This is a genomic window from Herbiconiux sp. 11R-BC (assembly GCF_049472555.1).
Lineage (GTDB): Bacteria > Actinomycetota > Actinomycetes > Actinomycetales > Microbacteriaceae > Herbiconiux.
The window spans coordinates 148,989-165,899 of record NZ_JBCEBO010000007.1 but is presented as its reverse complement, the minus strand read 5'-3'; the positions used below and the strand labels follow the sequence as shown (position 1 = coordinate 165,899).

At 70.3% G+C, this 16,911-nt stretch carries 13 protein-coding genes; 10 read left to right on the top strand and 3 right to left on the bottom strand.

The annotated features are described in order from the left end of the window. The first annotated feature begins 2 nt into the window (after nucleotides 1-2). The 7 genes from VD659_RS16110 to VD659_RS16080 all read left to right on the top strand — a co-directional run bounded on the left by VD659_RS16110 (nucleotide 3) and on the right by VD659_RS16080 (nucleotide 6,925). On the top strand, nucleotides 3-1,034 hold the full coding sequence (locus tag VD659_RS16110; RefSeq protein WP_423262064.1) for an ABC transporter permease: 1,032 nt from the start codon (nucleotides 3-5) through the stop codon (nucleotides 1,032-1,034). Beyond that, nucleotides 1,031-2,746 carry a dipeptide ABC transporter ATP-binding protein gene (locus VD659_RS16105; protein WP_423262063.1) on the top strand — a complete coding sequence of 572 codons (1,716 nt, stop codon included), beginning with the start codon at nucleotides 1,031-1,033 and terminating at the stop codon, nucleotides 2,744-2,746. The genes VD659_RS16110 and VD659_RS16105 overlap by 4 nt, the downstream gene beginning before the upstream one ends. Before the next feature lie 21 nt (nucleotides 2,747-2,767). Continuing rightward, nucleotides 2,768-3,439 carry a lytic transglycosylase domain-containing protein gene (locus tag VD659_RS16100; protein WP_423262062.1) on the top strand — a complete coding sequence of 224 codons (672 nt, stop codon included), beginning with the start codon at nucleotides 2,768-2,770 and terminating at the stop codon, nucleotides 3,437-3,439. 5 nt (nucleotides 3,440-3,444) lie between these two features. Further along, nucleotides 3,445-4,095: a transglycosylase SLT domain-containing protein gene (locus VD659_RS16095; protein ID WP_423262061.1), complete on the top strand. Its 651-nt coding sequence runs from the start codon at nucleotides 3,445-3,447 to the stop codon at nucleotides 4,093-4,095. Between the two features lie 57 nt (nucleotides 4,096-4,152). Further along, on the top strand, nucleotides 4,153-5,790 hold the full coding sequence (locus VD659_RS16090) for a Na+/H+ antiporter (RefSeq protein WP_423262060.1): 1,638 nt from the start codon (nucleotides 4,153-4,155) through the stop codon (nucleotides 5,788-5,790). A 119-nt stretch (nucleotides 5,791-5,909) separates the two neighbouring features. Continuing rightward, the gene (locus VD659_RS16085; protein WP_423262059.1) at nucleotides 5,910-6,206 is read left to right on the top strand and encodes a hypothetical protein; all 297 of its coding nucleotides are present in this window, start codon (nucleotides 5,910-5,912) and stop codon (nucleotides 6,204-6,206) included. Beyond that, the gene (locus VD659_RS16080; RefSeq protein ID WP_423262058.1) at nucleotides 6,206-6,925 is read left to right on the top strand and encodes an alpha/beta hydrolase; all 720 of its coding nucleotides are present in this window, start codon (nucleotides 6,206-6,208) and stop codon (nucleotides 6,923-6,925) included. Before VD659_RS16085 ends, VD659_RS16080 begins: the two co-directional genes overlap by 1 nt. 9 nt (nucleotides 6,926-6,934) lie before the next feature. Here the strand turns inward: VD659_RS16080 and VD659_RS16075 are convergent, their stop codons facing one another. Then, complete coding sequence (locus VD659_RS16075; protein ID WP_423262057.1) at nucleotides 6,935-7,990, bottom strand: AI-2E family transporter; 1,056 nt, start codon at nucleotides 7,988-7,990, stop codon at nucleotides 6,935-6,937. Nucleotides 7,991-8,148: 158 nt separating this feature from the next. Between VD659_RS16075 and VD659_RS16070 the strand changes: the two genes are divergently transcribed. Genes VD659_RS16070 through VD659_RS16060 form a run of 3 tightly spaced genes read left to right on the top strand, consistent with a single transcriptional unit; the run spans nucleotide 8,149 to nucleotide 12,440 of the window. Continuing rightward, nucleotides 8,149-9,981 carry a hypothetical protein gene (locus VD659_RS16070; protein ID WP_423262056.1) on the top strand — a complete coding sequence of 611 codons (1,833 nt, stop codon included), beginning with the start codon at nucleotides 8,149-8,151 and terminating at the stop codon, nucleotides 9,979-9,981. After that, entirely contained in the window at nucleotides 9,978-10,946 is a 969-nt protein-coding gene (locus VD659_RS16065) for a tetratricopeptide repeat protein (RefSeq protein WP_423262055.1), read from the top strand. Before VD659_RS16070 ends, VD659_RS16065 begins: the two co-directional genes overlap by 4 nt. 45 nt (nucleotides 10,947-10,991) lie before the next feature. Continuing rightward, nucleotides 10,992-12,440, top strand: a complete 1,449-nt coding sequence (locus VD659_RS16060) for an FAD-dependent monooxygenase (RefSeq protein ID WP_423262136.1) — start codon at nucleotides 10,992-10,994, stop codon at nucleotides 12,438-12,440. 16 nt (nucleotides 12,441-12,456) lie between these two features. Here VD659_RS16060 and glgB read toward each other — a convergent pair whose 3' ends face one another. After that, nucleotides 12,457-14,676: a 1,4-alpha-glucan branching protein GlgB gene (gene glgB, locus VD659_RS16055; protein ID WP_423262054.1), complete on the bottom strand. Its 2,220-nt coding sequence runs from the start codon at nucleotides 14,674-14,676 to the stop codon at nucleotides 12,457-12,459. Continuing rightward, complete coding sequence (locus VD659_RS16050; RefSeq protein WP_423262135.1) at nucleotides 14,676-16,778, bottom strand: alpha-1,4-glucan--maltose-1-phosphate maltosyltransferase; 2,103 nt, start codon at nucleotides 16,776-16,778, stop codon at nucleotides 14,676-14,678. The genes glgB and VD659_RS16050 overlap by 1 nt, the downstream gene beginning before the upstream one ends. Nucleotides 16,779-16,911: the final 133 nt, after the last annotated feature.

The following is a 16,911-nucleotide window of genomic DNA, read 5'->3' as shown; positions in this document are numbered from 1 at the left end:
GCATGACCACCGAACTCGTCGCATCCGTTCCGCCCACCAGCAGAGGCCTCTGGGGCCGGCTCCCCGTGCTCAAGCAGCTCCGGCAGAGCGTGGGTCTCCAGCGCGGGATGCTCGTCGCCGGCCTCGTGATCGTCGCGATCTTCGTGCTGGTCGCGATCTTCGCGCCCGTCATCGCCCCCTACGGCTTCGCCCAGCTGCGGGATGCGCAGGGCCCGTTCGGCGCGCAGCAGCCGCCGAGCGCCGCCCACATCATGGGCACCACGGTGGGCGGCTACGACGTCTACTCGCGGGTGATCTGGGGCGCACAGACCGCCGTCCTCGTGATCGTCATCGCGGTGGTGTTCTCGATCTTCGCGGGCATCTTCCTCGGCCTCGTCTCCGGTTACATCGGCGGCTGGCTCGACCGGGTGCTCGTGGTGATCGGCGACGCCGTCTACGCGTTCCCCTCGCTGCTGCTCGCGATCGTTCTCTCGATCGTGATCTCGGGCGGGCAGTCGAGCCTGTGGGGCGGCATCTTCGCGGCGGCCCTCTCGATCACGGTGGTGTACATCCCGCAGTACTACCGCGTCATCCGGGCCGAGACCATCCGCATCAAGGCGGAGCCCTACGTCGAGTCGGCCAAGATGCTCGGGGCCTCGACCCCGCGCATCATGTTCCGGCACGTGCTGCGCAACGCCACCCGCACGCTGCCGATCATCTTCACGCTCAACTCCTCCGAGGCCATCCTCACGCTCGCGGGTCTCGGCTTCCTCGGCTTCGGCATCGAGCCGACGGCCGCCGCCGAGTGGGGCTACGACCTCAACAAGGCGTTGTCGGACGTCACGAGCGGCATCTGGTGGACGGCCCTGTTCCCGGGCCTCGCCATCGTGCTCTCGGTCCTCGGCATCACCCTGGTGGGCGAGAGCCTCAACGACCTCGCCGATCCGCGGTTGCGCGGTCGCAAGCGCGTGAAGGCCAAATCCGGCACCATGTCGCTGACCTCGGTCGACGCCGCCCTGCCCTCCGACGAGGAGATCCTGGAGGAGAACCGATGAGCAGTCCCGTCGTGGACATCCGTGACCTCTCGATCTCGTTCGCGACCGACGCCGGTGCGGTCAAGGCCGTCGACGGGGTGAGCCTGCAGGTGAACCGTGGCGAGGTGCTCGCCATCGTGGGCGAGTCGGGCAGCGGCAAGACCGTGACGGCCAAGTCGATCCTCGGGCTGCTGCCCGAGACAGCCACCACCGGGGGAGCCGTGCTGCTCTCGAACCGGGAGGGCACCTCGACCTCCGACGTCGTGACGCTCAGCGGCAAGCAGCTGCGCGGCATCCGCGGCTCCGACGTGTCGATGGTGTTCCAGGAGCCGTCGACCGCCCTGAACCCCGTCTACACGGTCGGCTGGCAGATCGCCGAAGGCCTGCGCGCCCACCGCAAGCTCTCGGCCGGCGAGGCGAAGCGGGAGGCCGTCGAGATCCTGCGCAAGGTCGGCATCCCCGACCCGGAGACGCGGGTGAACCACTATCCGCACCAGTTCTCGGGCGGGCAGAAGCAGCGCATCGTCATCGCCTCCGCCCTCGTGCTGAACCCCGGCCTGATCGTGGCCGACGAGCCCACCACGGCGCTCGACGTGACCGTGCAGGCCGAGATCCTCGACCTGCTGCGGCGGCTGCGTGACGAGTTCGACACCGCGATCGTGCTCATCACCCACAACATGGGTGTGGTGGCCGACCTCGCCGACCGGGTCGTGGTGATGTACCAGGGCGCGGTGGTGGAGGAAGCGGATGCGACCACGCTGTTCGCCTCGCCGCAGGCCGACTACACGAAGAAGCTCCTCGACGCCGTTCCGCGCATCGGGCAGGGCCGCGCGCACACCGAGGAGCGCGCCCGCCTGCGCGCCGAGCGCACCGCGGGAGCAGTGGCGGAGGCCGCCGTGGTCGAGGCGTCCGGCCTCGTGATCGAATACCCCGGCCGATTCGGGCGCAAGGGATTCCGGGCGGTGGACGAGGTCTCGTTCGCCATCCGTCCGGGCGAGGTGCTCGGGCTCGTGGGCGAGAGCGGATCGGGCAAGACCACCATCGGACGCGCCATCGGCGGACTCACCCGCATCACCGGCGGTTCGCTCCGGGTGCTCGGGTTCGAGATGCTCGACTTCTCCGAACGGCGCTTCAAGCCCCTGCGCGCCGACATCGGCTTCGTCTTCCAAGACCCGGCGGCGAGTTTCAACCCGCTGCTGACGATCGCGGACGCCGTGGCCGAGCCCTTGGTTATCCACGGCCGCGCGAAGAACCCGGCCGCGGCCCGCCAGCGCGTCGACGAGCTGCTCGAGGCCGTTCAGCTGCCCAAGAGCTACGGCGATCGCTTCCCGCACGAACTCAGCGGCGGTCAGCGGCAGCGGGCGAGCCTCGCGCGCGGACTCGCGCTCGAGCCGAAGCTGCTCATCGCCGACGAGCCCACTTCGGCGCTCGACGTCTCCGTGCAGGCCCGGGTGCTCGAGCTCTTCGCCGAGCTCCAGCTCGAGTTCGGCTTCGCCGCGCTGTTCATCAGCCACGACCTCGCGGTGGTCGATCTGCTGGCCGACCGCATCGCCGTGCTCTACCACGGCGAGCTCGTGGAGGAAGGGACGGGGGCCGAGGTGCTGGGCGATCCGAAGGACCCGTACACCCGCCGTCTGCTCGCTTCGCTGCCGGTTCCCGACCCCGCCGAACAGGCCGCGCGCCGCATGACGCTCGCCCGCATCCGGCAAGAAGCAGGAGACAATCAGCTCTGATGGGCTAAAATCGGTCAAATCGTGGCAAAGCACTCCCTGACCGAAGCGCGCACGCCGAGACCTCCCCGGGTTGGTGGCGTCGGTCGGCGAACCACGAAGGCCTCGCGCATCGCCCTGCAGGTGATCGGTCTCGCGGCCGTCACGGCCTGCGCCTTCGTCACCGTCGTGGCGCCGAACGTGGGCGTGGCCTCGGCCTCCTCCTTCGGCGGCACCTTCTCGGAGACCGGGCTGGCCTCCCAGAAGCTCGACGTGAGCGGGTCGGTGGCCGCCAGCATCTTCCGCGACAACTACTCCGTCACCGAGGCCCCGAAGCCGATCGTGGTGGCGCTGCCCGCCTCCACCGGCTCGTCGAGCAACGGCTGCCCCGACCCGAACGCGGCCACCGCCGACCCGGCCGGCGCCCAGGTGATCGCCGCGGCGCTCGCGGCGGAACGAGGCTGGACCGGCGCGCAGTTCGACGCCCTGATCGCCCTCTGGAGCCGCGAATCCGGATGGCGCGTGAACGCGCTCAACGCCTCGAGCTGCGCCTATGGCATCCCGCAGGCCCTGCCCGGCTCGAAGATGGCCTCGGCCGGAGCCGACTGGGCCACGAATCCCGCCACGCAGATCACCTGGGGCCTCAACTACATCCAGGGCAGCTACGGAGATCCGATCACAGCACTTGCGCATTCCGACGCGGTGCACTGGTATTGATGCAGATGTCTGCTTCCCGAACCTCCACCAACCCCGTCGTGCGCACGGGCCTGCAGGTCACGGCCTTCGCCGTGGCCGTGGCCTTCGTGGGGCTCTTCGCGCTCAGCGCACACTCGGTCGGCGCCAACGCCTCGGAGGCCTACGCGCCCACGGTGAACGCCTCGGTGGGCGGCCAGCAGTCGCTCTCGGTCGCGGCCGGTGGCGGTCTCGCCGTCTCCCGTGACGCCTACACGGTGACCGCCGCGCCCGCTCCGGAGCCCGTCGTCGTGCCGGTCTCGGTCGCCGCCGGATCTGCGGCGTCGACCAGCGCGGCCCCGGCGGCCGGATGCGAGGCCAACGTCGTTCCGACTCCCGGCCCTCCCGCGCCCGGCACCCTGCAGGACATCGCCTACCAGGCGGTCCTGGGCTACGGCTGGGGCGAGCAGAACTACTACTACCTGCTGGCGCTGTGGAACCGCGAGTCGGGGTGGAACCCCACCGCATCGAACCCCTCGGGCGCCTACGGCATCCCCCAGGCGCTCCCGGGCAGCAAGATGGGCCCGGGCTGGGAGTCCGACCCCAACGTGCAGATCAACTGGGGCCTGCAGTATATCGCGGGTTCCTATGGCACTCCGTGCGAGGCCTGGGCCTCGTCGGAGAACCGCGGCTGGTACTGAGCCGACCCCTCGTAACACCCGCACGACGGCGCATCCGCCCTTCAGTAGGCTGATCGCATGAGGCCCGAGCTCGTCGTCGTGATCTGCGTCATCATCATCATCGGCGTCTCCGTGCTCTCGCCGAAACTCAAGATCGCGACGCCGCTCGTCCTCGTGGTGATCGGGCTCGGCATCTCGGTGCTGCCCGGCGTGCAGCCGGTCGTGATCCCCTCGGAGTGGGTCCTCGCGGGCGTCCTGCCTCCCCTCCTGTACGCCTCGGCCATCAACCTGCCGCTCGTCGACTTCCGCAAGAACTTCGGCTCGATCTCCGTGCTCTCCGTGGCCCTCGTGATCGTGAGCGCGCTCGTGACCGGCTTCCTGCTGTTCATGATCCTGCCCCAGCTCAATCTGGCCTCCGCGATCGCCCTCGGTGCGGTGATCAGCCCGACGGATGCGGTGGCGGCCACCTCCATCGGCAAGCGCCTCGGACTGCCTCCGCGGTTGGTGGCCGTGCTCGAGGGCGAGAGCCTCGTGAACGACGCCTCCTCCCTCGTGCTGCTGCGCACGGCGGTCGCGGCGGCGGCGGGCACCACCGCGATCGCCGGAGGCGGCGGTGCCGTCATCGACTTCGCGTACTCCTCCGTGATCGGCATCGCCGTCGGACTAGCCGTGGGCGCGCTCACCGTGTTCCTGCGGTCGAAGCTGCACGACTCGGTGGTGAACACCGCGGTGTCGTTCCTGATCCCCTTCCTCGCGTACATCCCCGCCGAGGCGCTGGGCGCATCCGGTGTTCTCGCCGTCGTCGTCGCGGGCCTCTACACCGGGCACATGGGTGCCCGGTACTTCTCGGCATCGACGCGCATCAGCGAGCGCACGAACTGGCGCACCATCCAGTTCCTGCTCGAGAACGGCGTGTTCCTGCTGATGGGACTCGAACTGAAGAACATCGTCGTGGCGGCGATCGAACCGAGCGGCGAGACGGATCACCTCGACGCGGTCGGCGCCGTGGTGCTGGGGCTCGGTGCGGCGATCGTGCTGCTCGTCATCCGCTTCGCCTTCGTGGGGCCGTTGCTGGCGGTGCAGCAGGCGCGGGCCCGGCGCCGCGACCCGACCGGCGCGGAGGCCTCCGAGGCCACGGGCTGGCGCGGGGGAGCGGTGCTCTCCTGGGCCGGGATGCGCGGGGTCGTCACCGTCGCGGCAGCCCAGTCGCTGCCCGACGGCACCCCCTACCGCAACGAGCTCGTGCTGATCGCGTTCACGGTCTCGATCGTGACGCTGCTCGTGCAGGGCGGCACGCTGCCGTGGATCATCCGGGTCATGAAGCTCACGGGAGTCGACGAACGGGCCGACCACGAGGAGTTCGCGACCCTCGTCGACGAGCTGCGGGCCGCCGGGCTCCAGGTGCTCGATGCGCCCGAGCTGACGCTGCCGAACGGCGACGCCGTCGACGAGAGCGTGGTCGACCGTGTGCGCAGTGATGCCGACCTCCGGAGCGAATCGGCCTGGGAGCGCGCGCACGCCGCCGACTCGGGAGGCACGGCCCCGCACCGCCAGTATCGCGTGCTGCGGCTCGAGGTGCTGAAGGCGGAGCGGGCGGCCCTGCTGGATGCGCGTGGGCGCGGGGAGTACAACTCGCGCATCCTGGTGCGGGCGCAACTCATGCTCGATCAGGAGGAGGCGCGGCTGGCGCAGTCGGATGGGTCCGGGCAGCACTGAGCAGCGGCGGCAGCGCGGCAGCGGCGGCAGCGCGGCGGTGGCAGCGGCGGCAGGAGACCGGCGGGCCCAGGCCGCGACGATCGGCCACCCCTGCCCGCACTGCTCGTAGACTGGAACGTATGCCCCGCAACAACCGCCCGCGCCGCCGCGCGGACGAGGGCGACGAGGAGAGCGACCTCTCGCGGCTGATGTCGGGCTGGCGCCGAGTGGAGCATCGCCGAGGGGGAGACTGGAACGTTCAGCCGATCTCGGCGGCGAGCGCCGTGAAGGCCTACGCGTGCCCGGGATGCAGCGTGCCGATCGCGCCGGGTGTCGCCCACCTCGTGACCTGGCGGGCCGATGGTGTGCTCGGTGACACGAGCGACCTCGCCGCGCGACGGCACTGGCACACGCACTGCTGGAGGATCGGAGCCTGATGACCCGGATCGAGATCCGCAGCAGCACCGAGCTGCCCGCGCGGCGCGAGCAGATCGAGCTGCACACGGCCGACGGGCTCACGCTCGTGGGGGAGCTCGCGCTGCCGCTCTCCGGCGCGCCGGTCGCGACACTCGTGACCCTGCATCCGCTGCCCACGCATGGCGGCTTCATGGACTCGCACATCCTGCGCAAGGCGGCTGCCCGGCTCCCGGCCCTGGCCGACCTGGCGGTGCTGCGGTTCAACCTGCGGGGAGTCAGCTCGCCCCGGGGAACGAGCGAGGGCGCCTTCGACGGCGGCGACGCCGAGCGCTTCGACGTGGCTGCGGCGATGGATTTCGTGCGTGAGCGCGGCCTTCCGCATCCCTGGCTCGTGGGCTGGTCGTTCGGCACCGAGCTCGTGCTGCGCTATGGGGCGCAGTATCCGATCGACGGCGCCATCCTGCTCTCCCCGCCCTTGCATCGCGCCACGCCGGCGGAGGTGGCGGCCTGGGAGGGCAACGGCAAGCGGCTCGTGGCCGTGATCCCGGAGTTCGACGACTACCTGCGGCCAGCCGAGGCCCGCGAGCGCTTCGCCTCGGTGCCGAGCCTGGAGCTCGTGGCGGTCGAGGGCGGCAAGCACCTCTGGGTGGGGGAGCAGCAGACGCGGCGCGTGCTCGACGAGATCGTCGCGCGGGTCAACGCGGCCGCCTACCCGCTTCCGACCAGCTACGAGGAGTAGCCGAGAGCGTCAGCGTTCATTCTGGATCGGGATGACGACCTGCTTGATGATGAGCAGGAACGAGGCCGCGATCGGAATGGCCACGAGAGCGCCGAGAACGCCGAGGAGCGTTCCGCCGGCGAGGGCCGCGATGACCACCACGGCGCCGGGCACCGACACCGCCCGGTTCATGATCTTCGGGCTCAGCAGGTAGGCCTCGACCTGCATGTAGACGATGTAGTAGATGGCGGCCACGAGCGCGGTGAGCGGCGAGCCGAGGCCCGGGATGAGGCAGACGAGCACGATGATCACCGAACCCGAGAGGGTTCCCACGAGGGGGATGAGCGAGAGCATACCCGCGAGGAAGGCGAGCACGGCCGAGAACGGCGCCTGGATGATCGAGAGGAAGATGAAGCTCAGGATGCCGTTGCACAGCGCCAGGCTGATCTGCCCCACGACGTAGCGGCCCACGGCCCCGGTGACCTGCTCGCTCAGGTCGGCGAAGCGCTCCCGCTTGGAGGCGGGGGCGAGACGGTAGACCGCTCGCTTCATGCCGTTCAGCGAGGCGGTGAAGTAGAGCGTCAGGATGAGCACGATCACGGCGCCGAAGAAGCCGCTCGCGATGCCGATGCCCACCTGCAGGGCGCCGCCGGCGAGGGCCGTGACGTTGCCCGCATCCTGGAAGTAGCTGACGACGGCGTTGTAGACCTCGTTGACGTTGATGAAGCCGCCGAGCTGCTGGGTGACGGTGTCACGCCAGTTCTGGTCGATGACCTGGTTGATGAGGTTCGGGATGAGCTCGAAAAGCTGGGTGGTCTGGCTCACGATGATGGGGATGACGGCGAAGACGAGCCCTGTGAAGATGCCGAGAACGGCGATGACCACCACGAGGATGGCGAGCCAGCGCGGCCAGTGCTTCTTCTCGAGCCACGAGATGATCGGATCCAGCCCCAGGGCGATGAAGATCGCGACGCCGATGTAGGTGAGGATCGTAGCGAGCGACGCCACGGCGCCCAGGATCAACAGGCCCACGCCTACACCGAGGGTGGCGACGAGACCGAGGGTGAACGCGTTCTGGATCTTCACGGAAACCTCCTCGAGCCAGGCGTCCTGGCCTGCGTTGCTCCATCCTATGGGGCGGCTGAGATCACGATCCGGTATCGCATCGGGGCCGGATCGTGTCGTGGTGAAAGTCCCCTGAATGCCGGCTGTATGGGGGTGCAGGGTTCATCGGCTATCTTTTAATGTCTTTGTCAGGAGTCTTCGTGCGCTTTATCTTCGCTATCTTCGCCTTCATCATCGCGACCGCGCTGATCGGCGCCGGCGTCGCGCAACGAACGGTGTTCCTGCCGCCCAGCACGGTGTCCTCCACGGTCAAGGTCGACGACGGCGCTCCCTACCTGCTGATCGACTCCTCGGCCCTCACCGCGAACGCCGGCAAGCAGACGCTCGTGCTCAGCGGAGCGAAGACCATCTTCGCCGCCTACGGCCGTACCGCCGATGTGAAGGCGTGGCTCGATGGAGCCGCCTACGACAGCATCACCGCCGATCAGGACGGTGAGATCAGCTCCACGGCGGTCAGCGCCAATGCGGATGCCGCCGCCAACGTGGCCAGCGGGTCGGCGAACCCCGCCGGTAGCGACCTCTGGCTCGAGCAGTTCACGGCGACCGACGCGATGTACCGCACGGTGAACCTGCCCGCAGGGTACTCGATGATCGTGGCCTCCGACGGCACCGCCGCCGCACCTGGCGAGATCACGATCTCCTGGCCGATCCCGAACGCCACCCCGTGGGTGGGTCCGCTCATCGTGGCCGGTATCGCCTTCCTGCTCGCGGGGCTCGTGCTGCTCGTGCTCGGGCTGCTGCACCTGCGGCGCTCGCAGCGCCCGCGGCGCAAGCCGCCGGCGCTGCCGAAGGGCAAGCGCTTCTCGCCGTCGCGCACGAACGCCATCGAGTCGGGGGTGAAGCGCGGGCGCCGTTCGATCGCCCCGCTCGTCGCCGTGCCGATCGCGCTGGTCTCGCTCGTCGCGCTCAACGGATGCTCGGCCGACTACTGGCCGCAGGCGGCCGACTCGAGCTCGACCGACTCCGCCACCGCGGCTCCCGACGCGACGGGCGCCCCGGACGCCACCAGCACGGTCGCGCCCACCCCCGTGCCTGACGCCGACTCGAGCGCGCCCGTTCCGGCCGTCACCGAGGCGCAGCTCGAGGGCATCGTCTCCACCATCTCCACGGTCACCGCTCAGGCCGACGCGGCCTCCGACGCCGGCGCGCTCGCCGCGCGCTTCGACGGCCCCGCCCTCGAACTGCGCAAGGCGACCTACGCCATCCGTGCCGCCTATCCGGAATACCCGGCTCCGCAGGCCATCCCCGCGGGCCCCCTGCAGGTCGTGCTCCCGCAGGCGACCGACAGCTGGCCGAAGTCGGTGTTCACCATCATCCCGAGTGCCGACGCCACGGTTCCCCCCGTCGCGCTCATGCTCATGCAGGACACCCCCCGCTCGAACTACAAGGTCTATTACGAGATCACCCTCGAACCCGACACGAGCCTGCCGCCCGTGGCCGCGGCGAGCGTGGGCACCACGCGCCTGGCACCCGACACCAAGCTGCTGATGATGACGCCCGCCCAGCTGAAGACGGCCTACGCCGACATCCTCATGGTCGGAGACGCGAGCCAGTACATCGACAAGATCGACGCGACCGGCGACACCCTCCGCACCCAGGTGGGCGTCGACTACAAGAACGCCAAGAAGGCCGGGATCACCTCGACGGCCTCGATCGACTTCGCCTCGGTGGCGGGCACCGGTCAGAGCATCGCGCTCTCCACGAGCGAATCGGGCGCGCTCGTCGCGGTCGACCTGCGCGAATCCGAGACCGCGAAGCCGCTCGAGTCCGGCGCCACCGTGAGCCCCGAGGGCGCCGTGAAGGCCCTCTCCGGCCTCACCGAGTCGGCCAAGGGCGTCGAGGCGATCTACGGCTACCAGCTGTTGTTCTACATCCCCCCGTTCGGAGACCCCGGAAAGGCCCAGCTGCTGGGCTTCTCGCAGGGGCTGCTGCAAGCGAAGGAACTGCCGTGAGCATGATCCCGCCGTCCGCAGGCAATCTGCGTGGAGCCGTCGATCTGTCGTCGCTCGTCAATCGGGCGCAGGCGCCGTCCGCCGGCCCGGGAGCCGCTGCGGCACCCGGAGCGCCCGCGGGGGCGACGGCGGGCGTCGTGCCCTCCCTCGTGCTCGAGGGCTCCGACGCCACCTTCACCGAGTTCATCGAGCTCTCGAACACCGTGCCGGTGATCGTCGACCTCAAGGCCGAGTGGGCGGAGGCGAGCAAGGAGCTCTCCGCCGTGCTGGCCAAGGTGGTCACCGAGTACGCCGGCCGCATCGTGCTCGTGGGCATCGAGGCCGAGGCCAACCCGCAGCTCGCACAGGCCTTCCAGGCACAGTCGGTTCCCACGGTGGCGGCGCTGGTGGGCGGCCGTCCGGTGTCGTTGTTCCAGGGCTCCTACCCCGAGCAGGAGGTGCGGGCGATCATCGAGCAGGTGCTCCAGCTCGCCGCGCAGAACGGCGTGACCGGCACCGTCGCGGTCGACGGCGCTCCGGATGCGGGCGACGCCGAGCCGGTCGAGGAGCCGCTGCCCCCGCACCACGCCGAGGCGTACGAGGCCATCGCCCGGGGCGACTACGCCACGGCGATCGCCGAGTACCAGACCGCGATCGCCCAGAACCCGCGTGACGCCCTCGCGGTGGCCGGGCTCGCCCAGGTGAAGCTGCTCGACCGCCTCGACGGAAAGTCGCTCGACGAGATCCGCGGCGCCGCGGCGGCGAATCCCGGCAATCTCGACGCCCAGCTGCTCGTGGCCGACCTCGACGTCTCCGGCGGCCACGTCGACGACGCCTTCGACCGCCTGCTGACGCTGTTCCCGAAACAGGACCAGCCGGGCAAGGACGCCATCCGCACCAGGCTGCTCGAGCTCTTCGAGGTCGTCGGGCCCGAGGACCCGCGGGTGACGCAGGCCCGCCGGCGACTCGCGGGCCTGCTCTACTAGCCGGATCCGCCGCCCCGCCCCGCTCGTCAGGAGAACCGGATGCACGTGGTCGATGTGATCGTCAGCGGCGGCGGACCGACGGGCATGATGCTCGCCGCCGAGCTGCGCCTGCACGGGGTCGACGTGCTCGTGCTCGAGCGCGACCCGGTGCCGAACCCGGCGGTGCGCTCGCTGGGCCTGCATCCGCGCAGCATCGAGATCCTCGACCAGCGCGGGCTGCTCGAGCGGTTCCTCGAGAACGGGCAGCTGTATCCGGGCGCCGGCGGGAGTCTCGCCGGCATCGTGCCGCCGCGGCCCGTGCAGCTCGACTCCGCGCACGGCTACATCCTCGGCATCCCGCAGCCGGTGACCGATCGCCTGCTGGCCGAGCATGCCGCCGAGCTGGGCGCAGAGATCCGGCGCGGTGAAGCGCTGACGGGGCTGGCGCAGGACGACGACGGGGTGACCGTCGAGCTGTCGGACGGCACGGCGCTGCGCTCGCGCTGGCTCGTAGGGTGCGACGGCGGCCGGAGCCGCGTGCGTACACTCGCCGGCATCGGCTTTCCCGGAGAGGCCGCGACCACCGAGTGGTTGCTCGGCGAGGTCGCGGTGACCGCCTCGCCCGAGGAGGTGGCGGCGGTCTCGGAGGAGGTGCGCAAGACCCATCGCGGGTTCGGGATCGGCCCCGCCGGAGACGGGCTGTTCCGCGCGGTCGTGCCCGCCGCATCCGTCGCCGAGGACCGCACGGTGCCGCCGGCGCTCGAGGAGTTCCGTGCCCAGTTGCTGGCCTATGCCGGCACCGACTTCGGCGTGCACGCGGCGCGCTCGCTCACCCGCTTCACCGACGCCACGCGGCTCGCCGAGCGCTACCGGGAAGGACGGGTGTTCCTCGCGGGCGACGCCGCCCACGTGCATCCGCCGCTCGGCGGGCAGGGGCTGAACCTCGGCATCCAGGATGCGTTCAACCTCGGCTGGAAGCTCGCCGCCGCCGTCGACGGCTGGGCGCCCGAGGGGCTGCTCGACAGCTACGGCGCCGAGCGGCATCCCGTGGCCGAGGAGGTGCTCACGCTCACCCGGGCGCAGAGCGTGCTGCTCCAGCCCGAGCCCGGGCCGCAGGCGGTCCGGCGGCTGCTGACCGAGCTCGTGGAGTTCGACGACGTGGCCCGCTTCCTGGCCGAGCGCATCTCGGGGCTCGGCATCCGCTACGACTTCGGCGGCGGCAGGGGCGCGGGTGCGGCTCCCGGACTCGTCGGAACCCGCTTGCGCGACCTGCCCCTCGCGCCAGGCCGGCTCTACGAGCGCCTGCACGAGGGGCGTGGAGCCCTGCTCGACCCGAGCGGCTCGTTCTCGGCGGCGGGCTGGGCCGACCGCGTCGACCATCTGGTCGAGGCGATTCCCGGGCTGGAGGCCGCTGCCGTGCTCCTGCGGCCCGACGGCTACGTCGCCTGGGCGGGCGACGAGCAGCGCGGTCTCGAGCGCAGCCTGGCCCGGTGGTTCGGCGCCGCGGGGGCCTGAGCCGCGCCCGGGGCGCCTAGCCCTTGTGCGGCTTCAGGAAGAGCGCGGCGAGTGGCGGCAGGGTGAGCTGCACCGAGGCCGGGCGACCCGACCACGGCACGTACTCCGCCTCGACCGAACCGTAGTTGCCCACGCCGGAACCGCCGTACTCCACCGCGTCGGTGTTCACGAGCTCATCCCAGCGCCCGCCGAACGGCAGGCCGACGCGGTAGGGCCCCACCGGGTTGCCGGAGAAGTTCATCAGCACGGCGATCGGGTTGCCCTCGGAGTCCCAGCGCAGGAACGACACGAGGTTCTGCGACGACGATCCGCCGTCGATCCACTCGAAGCCCGCAGGCTCGTTGTCGAGCGCCCAGAGCGCCGGATTCTCGGTGTAGACCCGGTTGAGGTGCCCGACGAGCGCGAGCAGTTGCTGGTGCACGGGCTGGTCGAGGATCCACCAGTCGAGCCCCCGCTCCTCGCTCCACTCGGAGGGCTGGCCGAACTCCTGGCCCATGAACAGGAGCTGCTTGCCGGGGTGCGCCCACATGAAGCCGAGGTAGGCACGCAGGTTGGCGAGCTTCTGCCAGTGGTCGCCGGGCATCTTGTGCAGCAGGGAGCCCTTGCCGTGCACGACCTCGTCGTGCGAGATCGGCAGCATGAAGTTCTCGCTGAAGGCGTAGAGGAACGAGAAGGTGATCTCGCCGTGGTGGTAGCTGCGGTACATCGGGTCCTGCTCGATGTAGTTCAGGGTGTCGTGCATCCAGCCCATGTTCCACTTCATGCCGAAGCCGAGGCCGCCGCGGTCGGTGGGGTGGGTGACGCCCGGCCAGGAGGTCGACTCCTCGGCGATCATCACGATGCCGGGGTTCGCCTTGTACGCGGTGGCCGTCACCTCCTGCAGCAGGCTGATGGCCTCGAGGTTCTCGCGGCCGCCGTACTGGTTGGGCAGCCACTCACCCTCCTTGCGGGAGTAGTCGAGGTAGAGCATGCTCGCCACCGCGTCGACCCGTAGCCCGTCGAGGTGGAACTCCTCGAGCCAGTAGAGCGCGTTCGCCACCAGGAAGTTGCGCACCTGGCTGTTGCCGAAGTTGAACACGAGCGTGCCCCAGTCGGGCTGCTCGCCGCGGCGGGGGTCGGGATGCTCGTAGAGCGCCTCGCCGTCGAAGCGCGCGAGGGCCCACTCGTCTTTCGGGAAGTGCGCCGGCACCCAGTCCACCAGCACGCCGATGCCGGCCTGGTGCAGGCGGTCGATCAGGTAGCGCAGGTCGTCGGGGTGGCCGAAGCGGCTCGTGGGCGCGTAGTAGCTGGTGACCTGGTAGCCCCAGGAACCGCCGAAGGGATGCTCGGCGAGCGGCATGAACTCCACGTGCGTGAAGCCGAGGTGCTGCAGGTAGGGGATCAGCTCGTCGGCGAGGGAGCGGTAGTCGAGGCCGAGCTTCCACGATCCGACGTGCATCTCGTAGACGCTCATCGGGTGGGTGTGGGGGTCGCGGGCCGCGCGTTCGCGCATCCAGTCGCCGTCTCCCCACTCGTAGGAGCTGGTGCCGATCACCGAGGCGGTGAGCGGGGGGACCTCGGTGTAGCGCGCCATCGGGTCGGCGCGGCGCACCCATTGGCCGGCCTGGGTGAGGATCTCGAACTTGTAGTTGCCGCCGGTGGTGAGCCCGGGGATGAACAGCTCCCACACGCCGGTGCCGCCGAGGCTCCGCATGGCGTGGCGCGTGCCGTCCCAGGAGTTGAAATCGCCGATCACGCGCACGGCCTGGGCGTGCGGCGCCCAGACCGCGAAGGCGGTGCCCTCGGCCGGGGCGTCGACGCCCCACTTCTGCTCCACGCGGGCGCCGAGCACGGTCCAGAGCTTCTCGTGGCGGCCTTCGCCGATCAGGTGCAGGTCGAGTTCGCCGAGGGTGGGGGAGAAGCGGTACGGGTCGTCGGCGGTCCAGACGGCGCCGTCGTCGTAGCGCGCCTCGATCTCGTAGTCGTTGAGGCCGGTGAGCGTGAAGCCCTGCCAGATGCCGCCGTAGAGGTGCGTGAGCTGTGCGCGTGCCCCGTTCGAGAGCACCGCGCTCACCTCGCTCGCGAGCGGGCGGAGGGTGCGGATGACCGTGACCGGGTCACTGACGCCTTCGGCGTGCACGAGGTGCTGGCCGAGCACGGCGTGGGGGTTGTAGTACGAGCCGCTCGCCACCCGCTGCAGCACCTCTTCGGGGAACGCGGGGAGGGTCAAGGCGGTGGAGCCGTCGGGAATGGCCATCAGGATGTGCCGCCTTCGTGGGAGATGTGCAGGATGTGCGCGGGCTGCGTGAACGCATCCAGCCGCACGTAGTTGTGCTCCGACCACTCCCAGACGCTGCCCGAGAGCAGGTCGGTGACCGTGAAGGAGGAACCCGGGGCGAGCCCGAGGAGGGCGAGGTCGAGGTGCACGGTGGTCTCGCGCACCGAGTGCGGGTCGACGTTCACGACCACCAGGAGGGTGTCGGCCACGCCGTCGGGCGTGAACTCGCCGTCGAGGTGCTTGGAGTAGACCACGATCGAGTCGTCGTCGCTGCCGTGGAACCGCAGGTTGCGCAGCTGGCCGAGGGCGGGATGCGCGCGGCGGATCTGGTTGAGCCGGGTGATGTCGGAAACGATCGAGCGGCCCTGGGCCTCGGCGAGCTCGAAGTCGCGCGCCTTGAACTCGTACTTCTCGTTGTCGATGTTCTCCTCGGCGCCGGGCCGGGCCACGTTCTCGATCAGCTCGAAGCCCGAGTAGACGCCCCAGGTGGGCGCTCCGGTGGCCGCGAGCACCGAGCGGATGCGGTAGGCCGGCATCCCGCCGAACTGCAGGTACTCGGTGAGGATGTCGGGGGTGTTCACGAACAGATTGGGGCGGAAGAAAGCATCCGTCTCCTGGGAGATGCTCGTGAAGAACTCCTCGATCTCCGTCTTCGTGTTGCGCCAGGTGAAGTAGGTGTACGACTGCTGGAAACCCACCTTGGCGAGCGCCTGCATGCCGGCCGGACGGGTGAACGCCTCGGCGAGGAAGATGACCTCGGGGTTCGTGGCGTTCACCTCGTGGAGGAGCCACTCCCAGAAGTCGAGCGGCTTGGTGTGCGGATTGTCGACCCGGAAGATCTTCACGCCGAACGAGATCCAGTGCCGGAGGATGCGCAGGGCCTCGGCGCGGATGCCGGCCGGGTCGTTGTCGAAGTTGATCGGGTAGATGTCCTGATACTTCTTCGGCGGGTTCTCGGCGTAGGCGATCGAGCCGTCGGGGAGGGTGGTGAACCACTCCGGATGCTCGGTCACCCACGGGTGGTCGGGCGAGGCCTGCAGGGCGAAGTCGAGGGCGACCTCGAGCCCGGCCTTCTTGGCCTGGCCGAGGAAGTAGGTGAAGTCGGCGACCGTGCCGAGCTCGGGATGGATCGTGTCGTGCCCTCCCGCCGCTCCGCCGATCGCCCAGGGCGAGCCCGGATCGCCCGGCTGCGGGTCGAGGGTGTTGTTGCGGCCCTTGCGGAAGGCCTCGCCGATGGGGTGGATGGGCGGCAGGTAGAGCACGTCGAAGCCCATCGCCGCGACGGCCGGCAGGCGCTTCGCGGCGGTGCGGAAGGTGCCGCTCTTCCAGCTGCCGTCTGCGGCCTGCTTGGCACCGATCGAGCGGGGGAAGAACTCGTACCAGGCGCCGGCGCCCGCGCGGGTGCGCTCCACCCGGAGGGGCTTCCAGTCGCTGTAGCTGACCAGGCTCTGCGCCGGCCGTTCCCGCAGCGCGGCCGTGACCTCGGGGCCGTAGGCGAGGCCGAGGCGCTCGGCCGACGGACCGGCCGTCTCGCGCAGGGCGGCCTCGACGCGGGCGAAGAGCTCGCGCTCGGCCGCAGGGCGCTCGGTCTCGGCCGCCAGACGGGCGAACAGCCGGGCGCCGAGGGCGAACATCAACTCCACGTCGATGCCGGCGGCGATCTTGATGGTCGCGTTGTGCTCCCAGGTGGCGTAGTCGTCGGAGTAGGCGCGGATGCGGAAGCGCCAGGCGCCCTCGCTCGTCACCTGCGCGAGGCCCCGCCACTCGTCGTCCCAGCTGTGCGTGCGGGTGAGCGCACGATCGGTCACGGTGCCGTCGGGGGCCTCGAGCTCGAGGTGCGCGCCGACCGCGTCGTGGCCCTCGCGGAACACCAGGGCGCCGAACGGGATGACCTCGCCCACGTAGCCCTTCGCCGGCCAGCGGCCGCCGTCGACCTCCGGGAAGACCCGCAGGATCGGGATGCGCCCGACGGCGGGCTCGAAGGACGCCCCGGGGGGTGCCGTCGCGGGCGTCGCCGCCGGTGCGGTGGATGCTGCGGGGGCCTTGGCCGGTGCCGCTTGGGATCTGGTTCGTGCCACAATCCGACCCTACCGACAAAGGGGGGCACTGCAACGGGGTTGTGGGAGCGGTGTTCGCGCATCCGTGCATCCGGTGATCGCGCATCCGTGCATCCGGAGGGCTGGCGCCGTTCACGCTCTCGTAACGCCGCTGTCG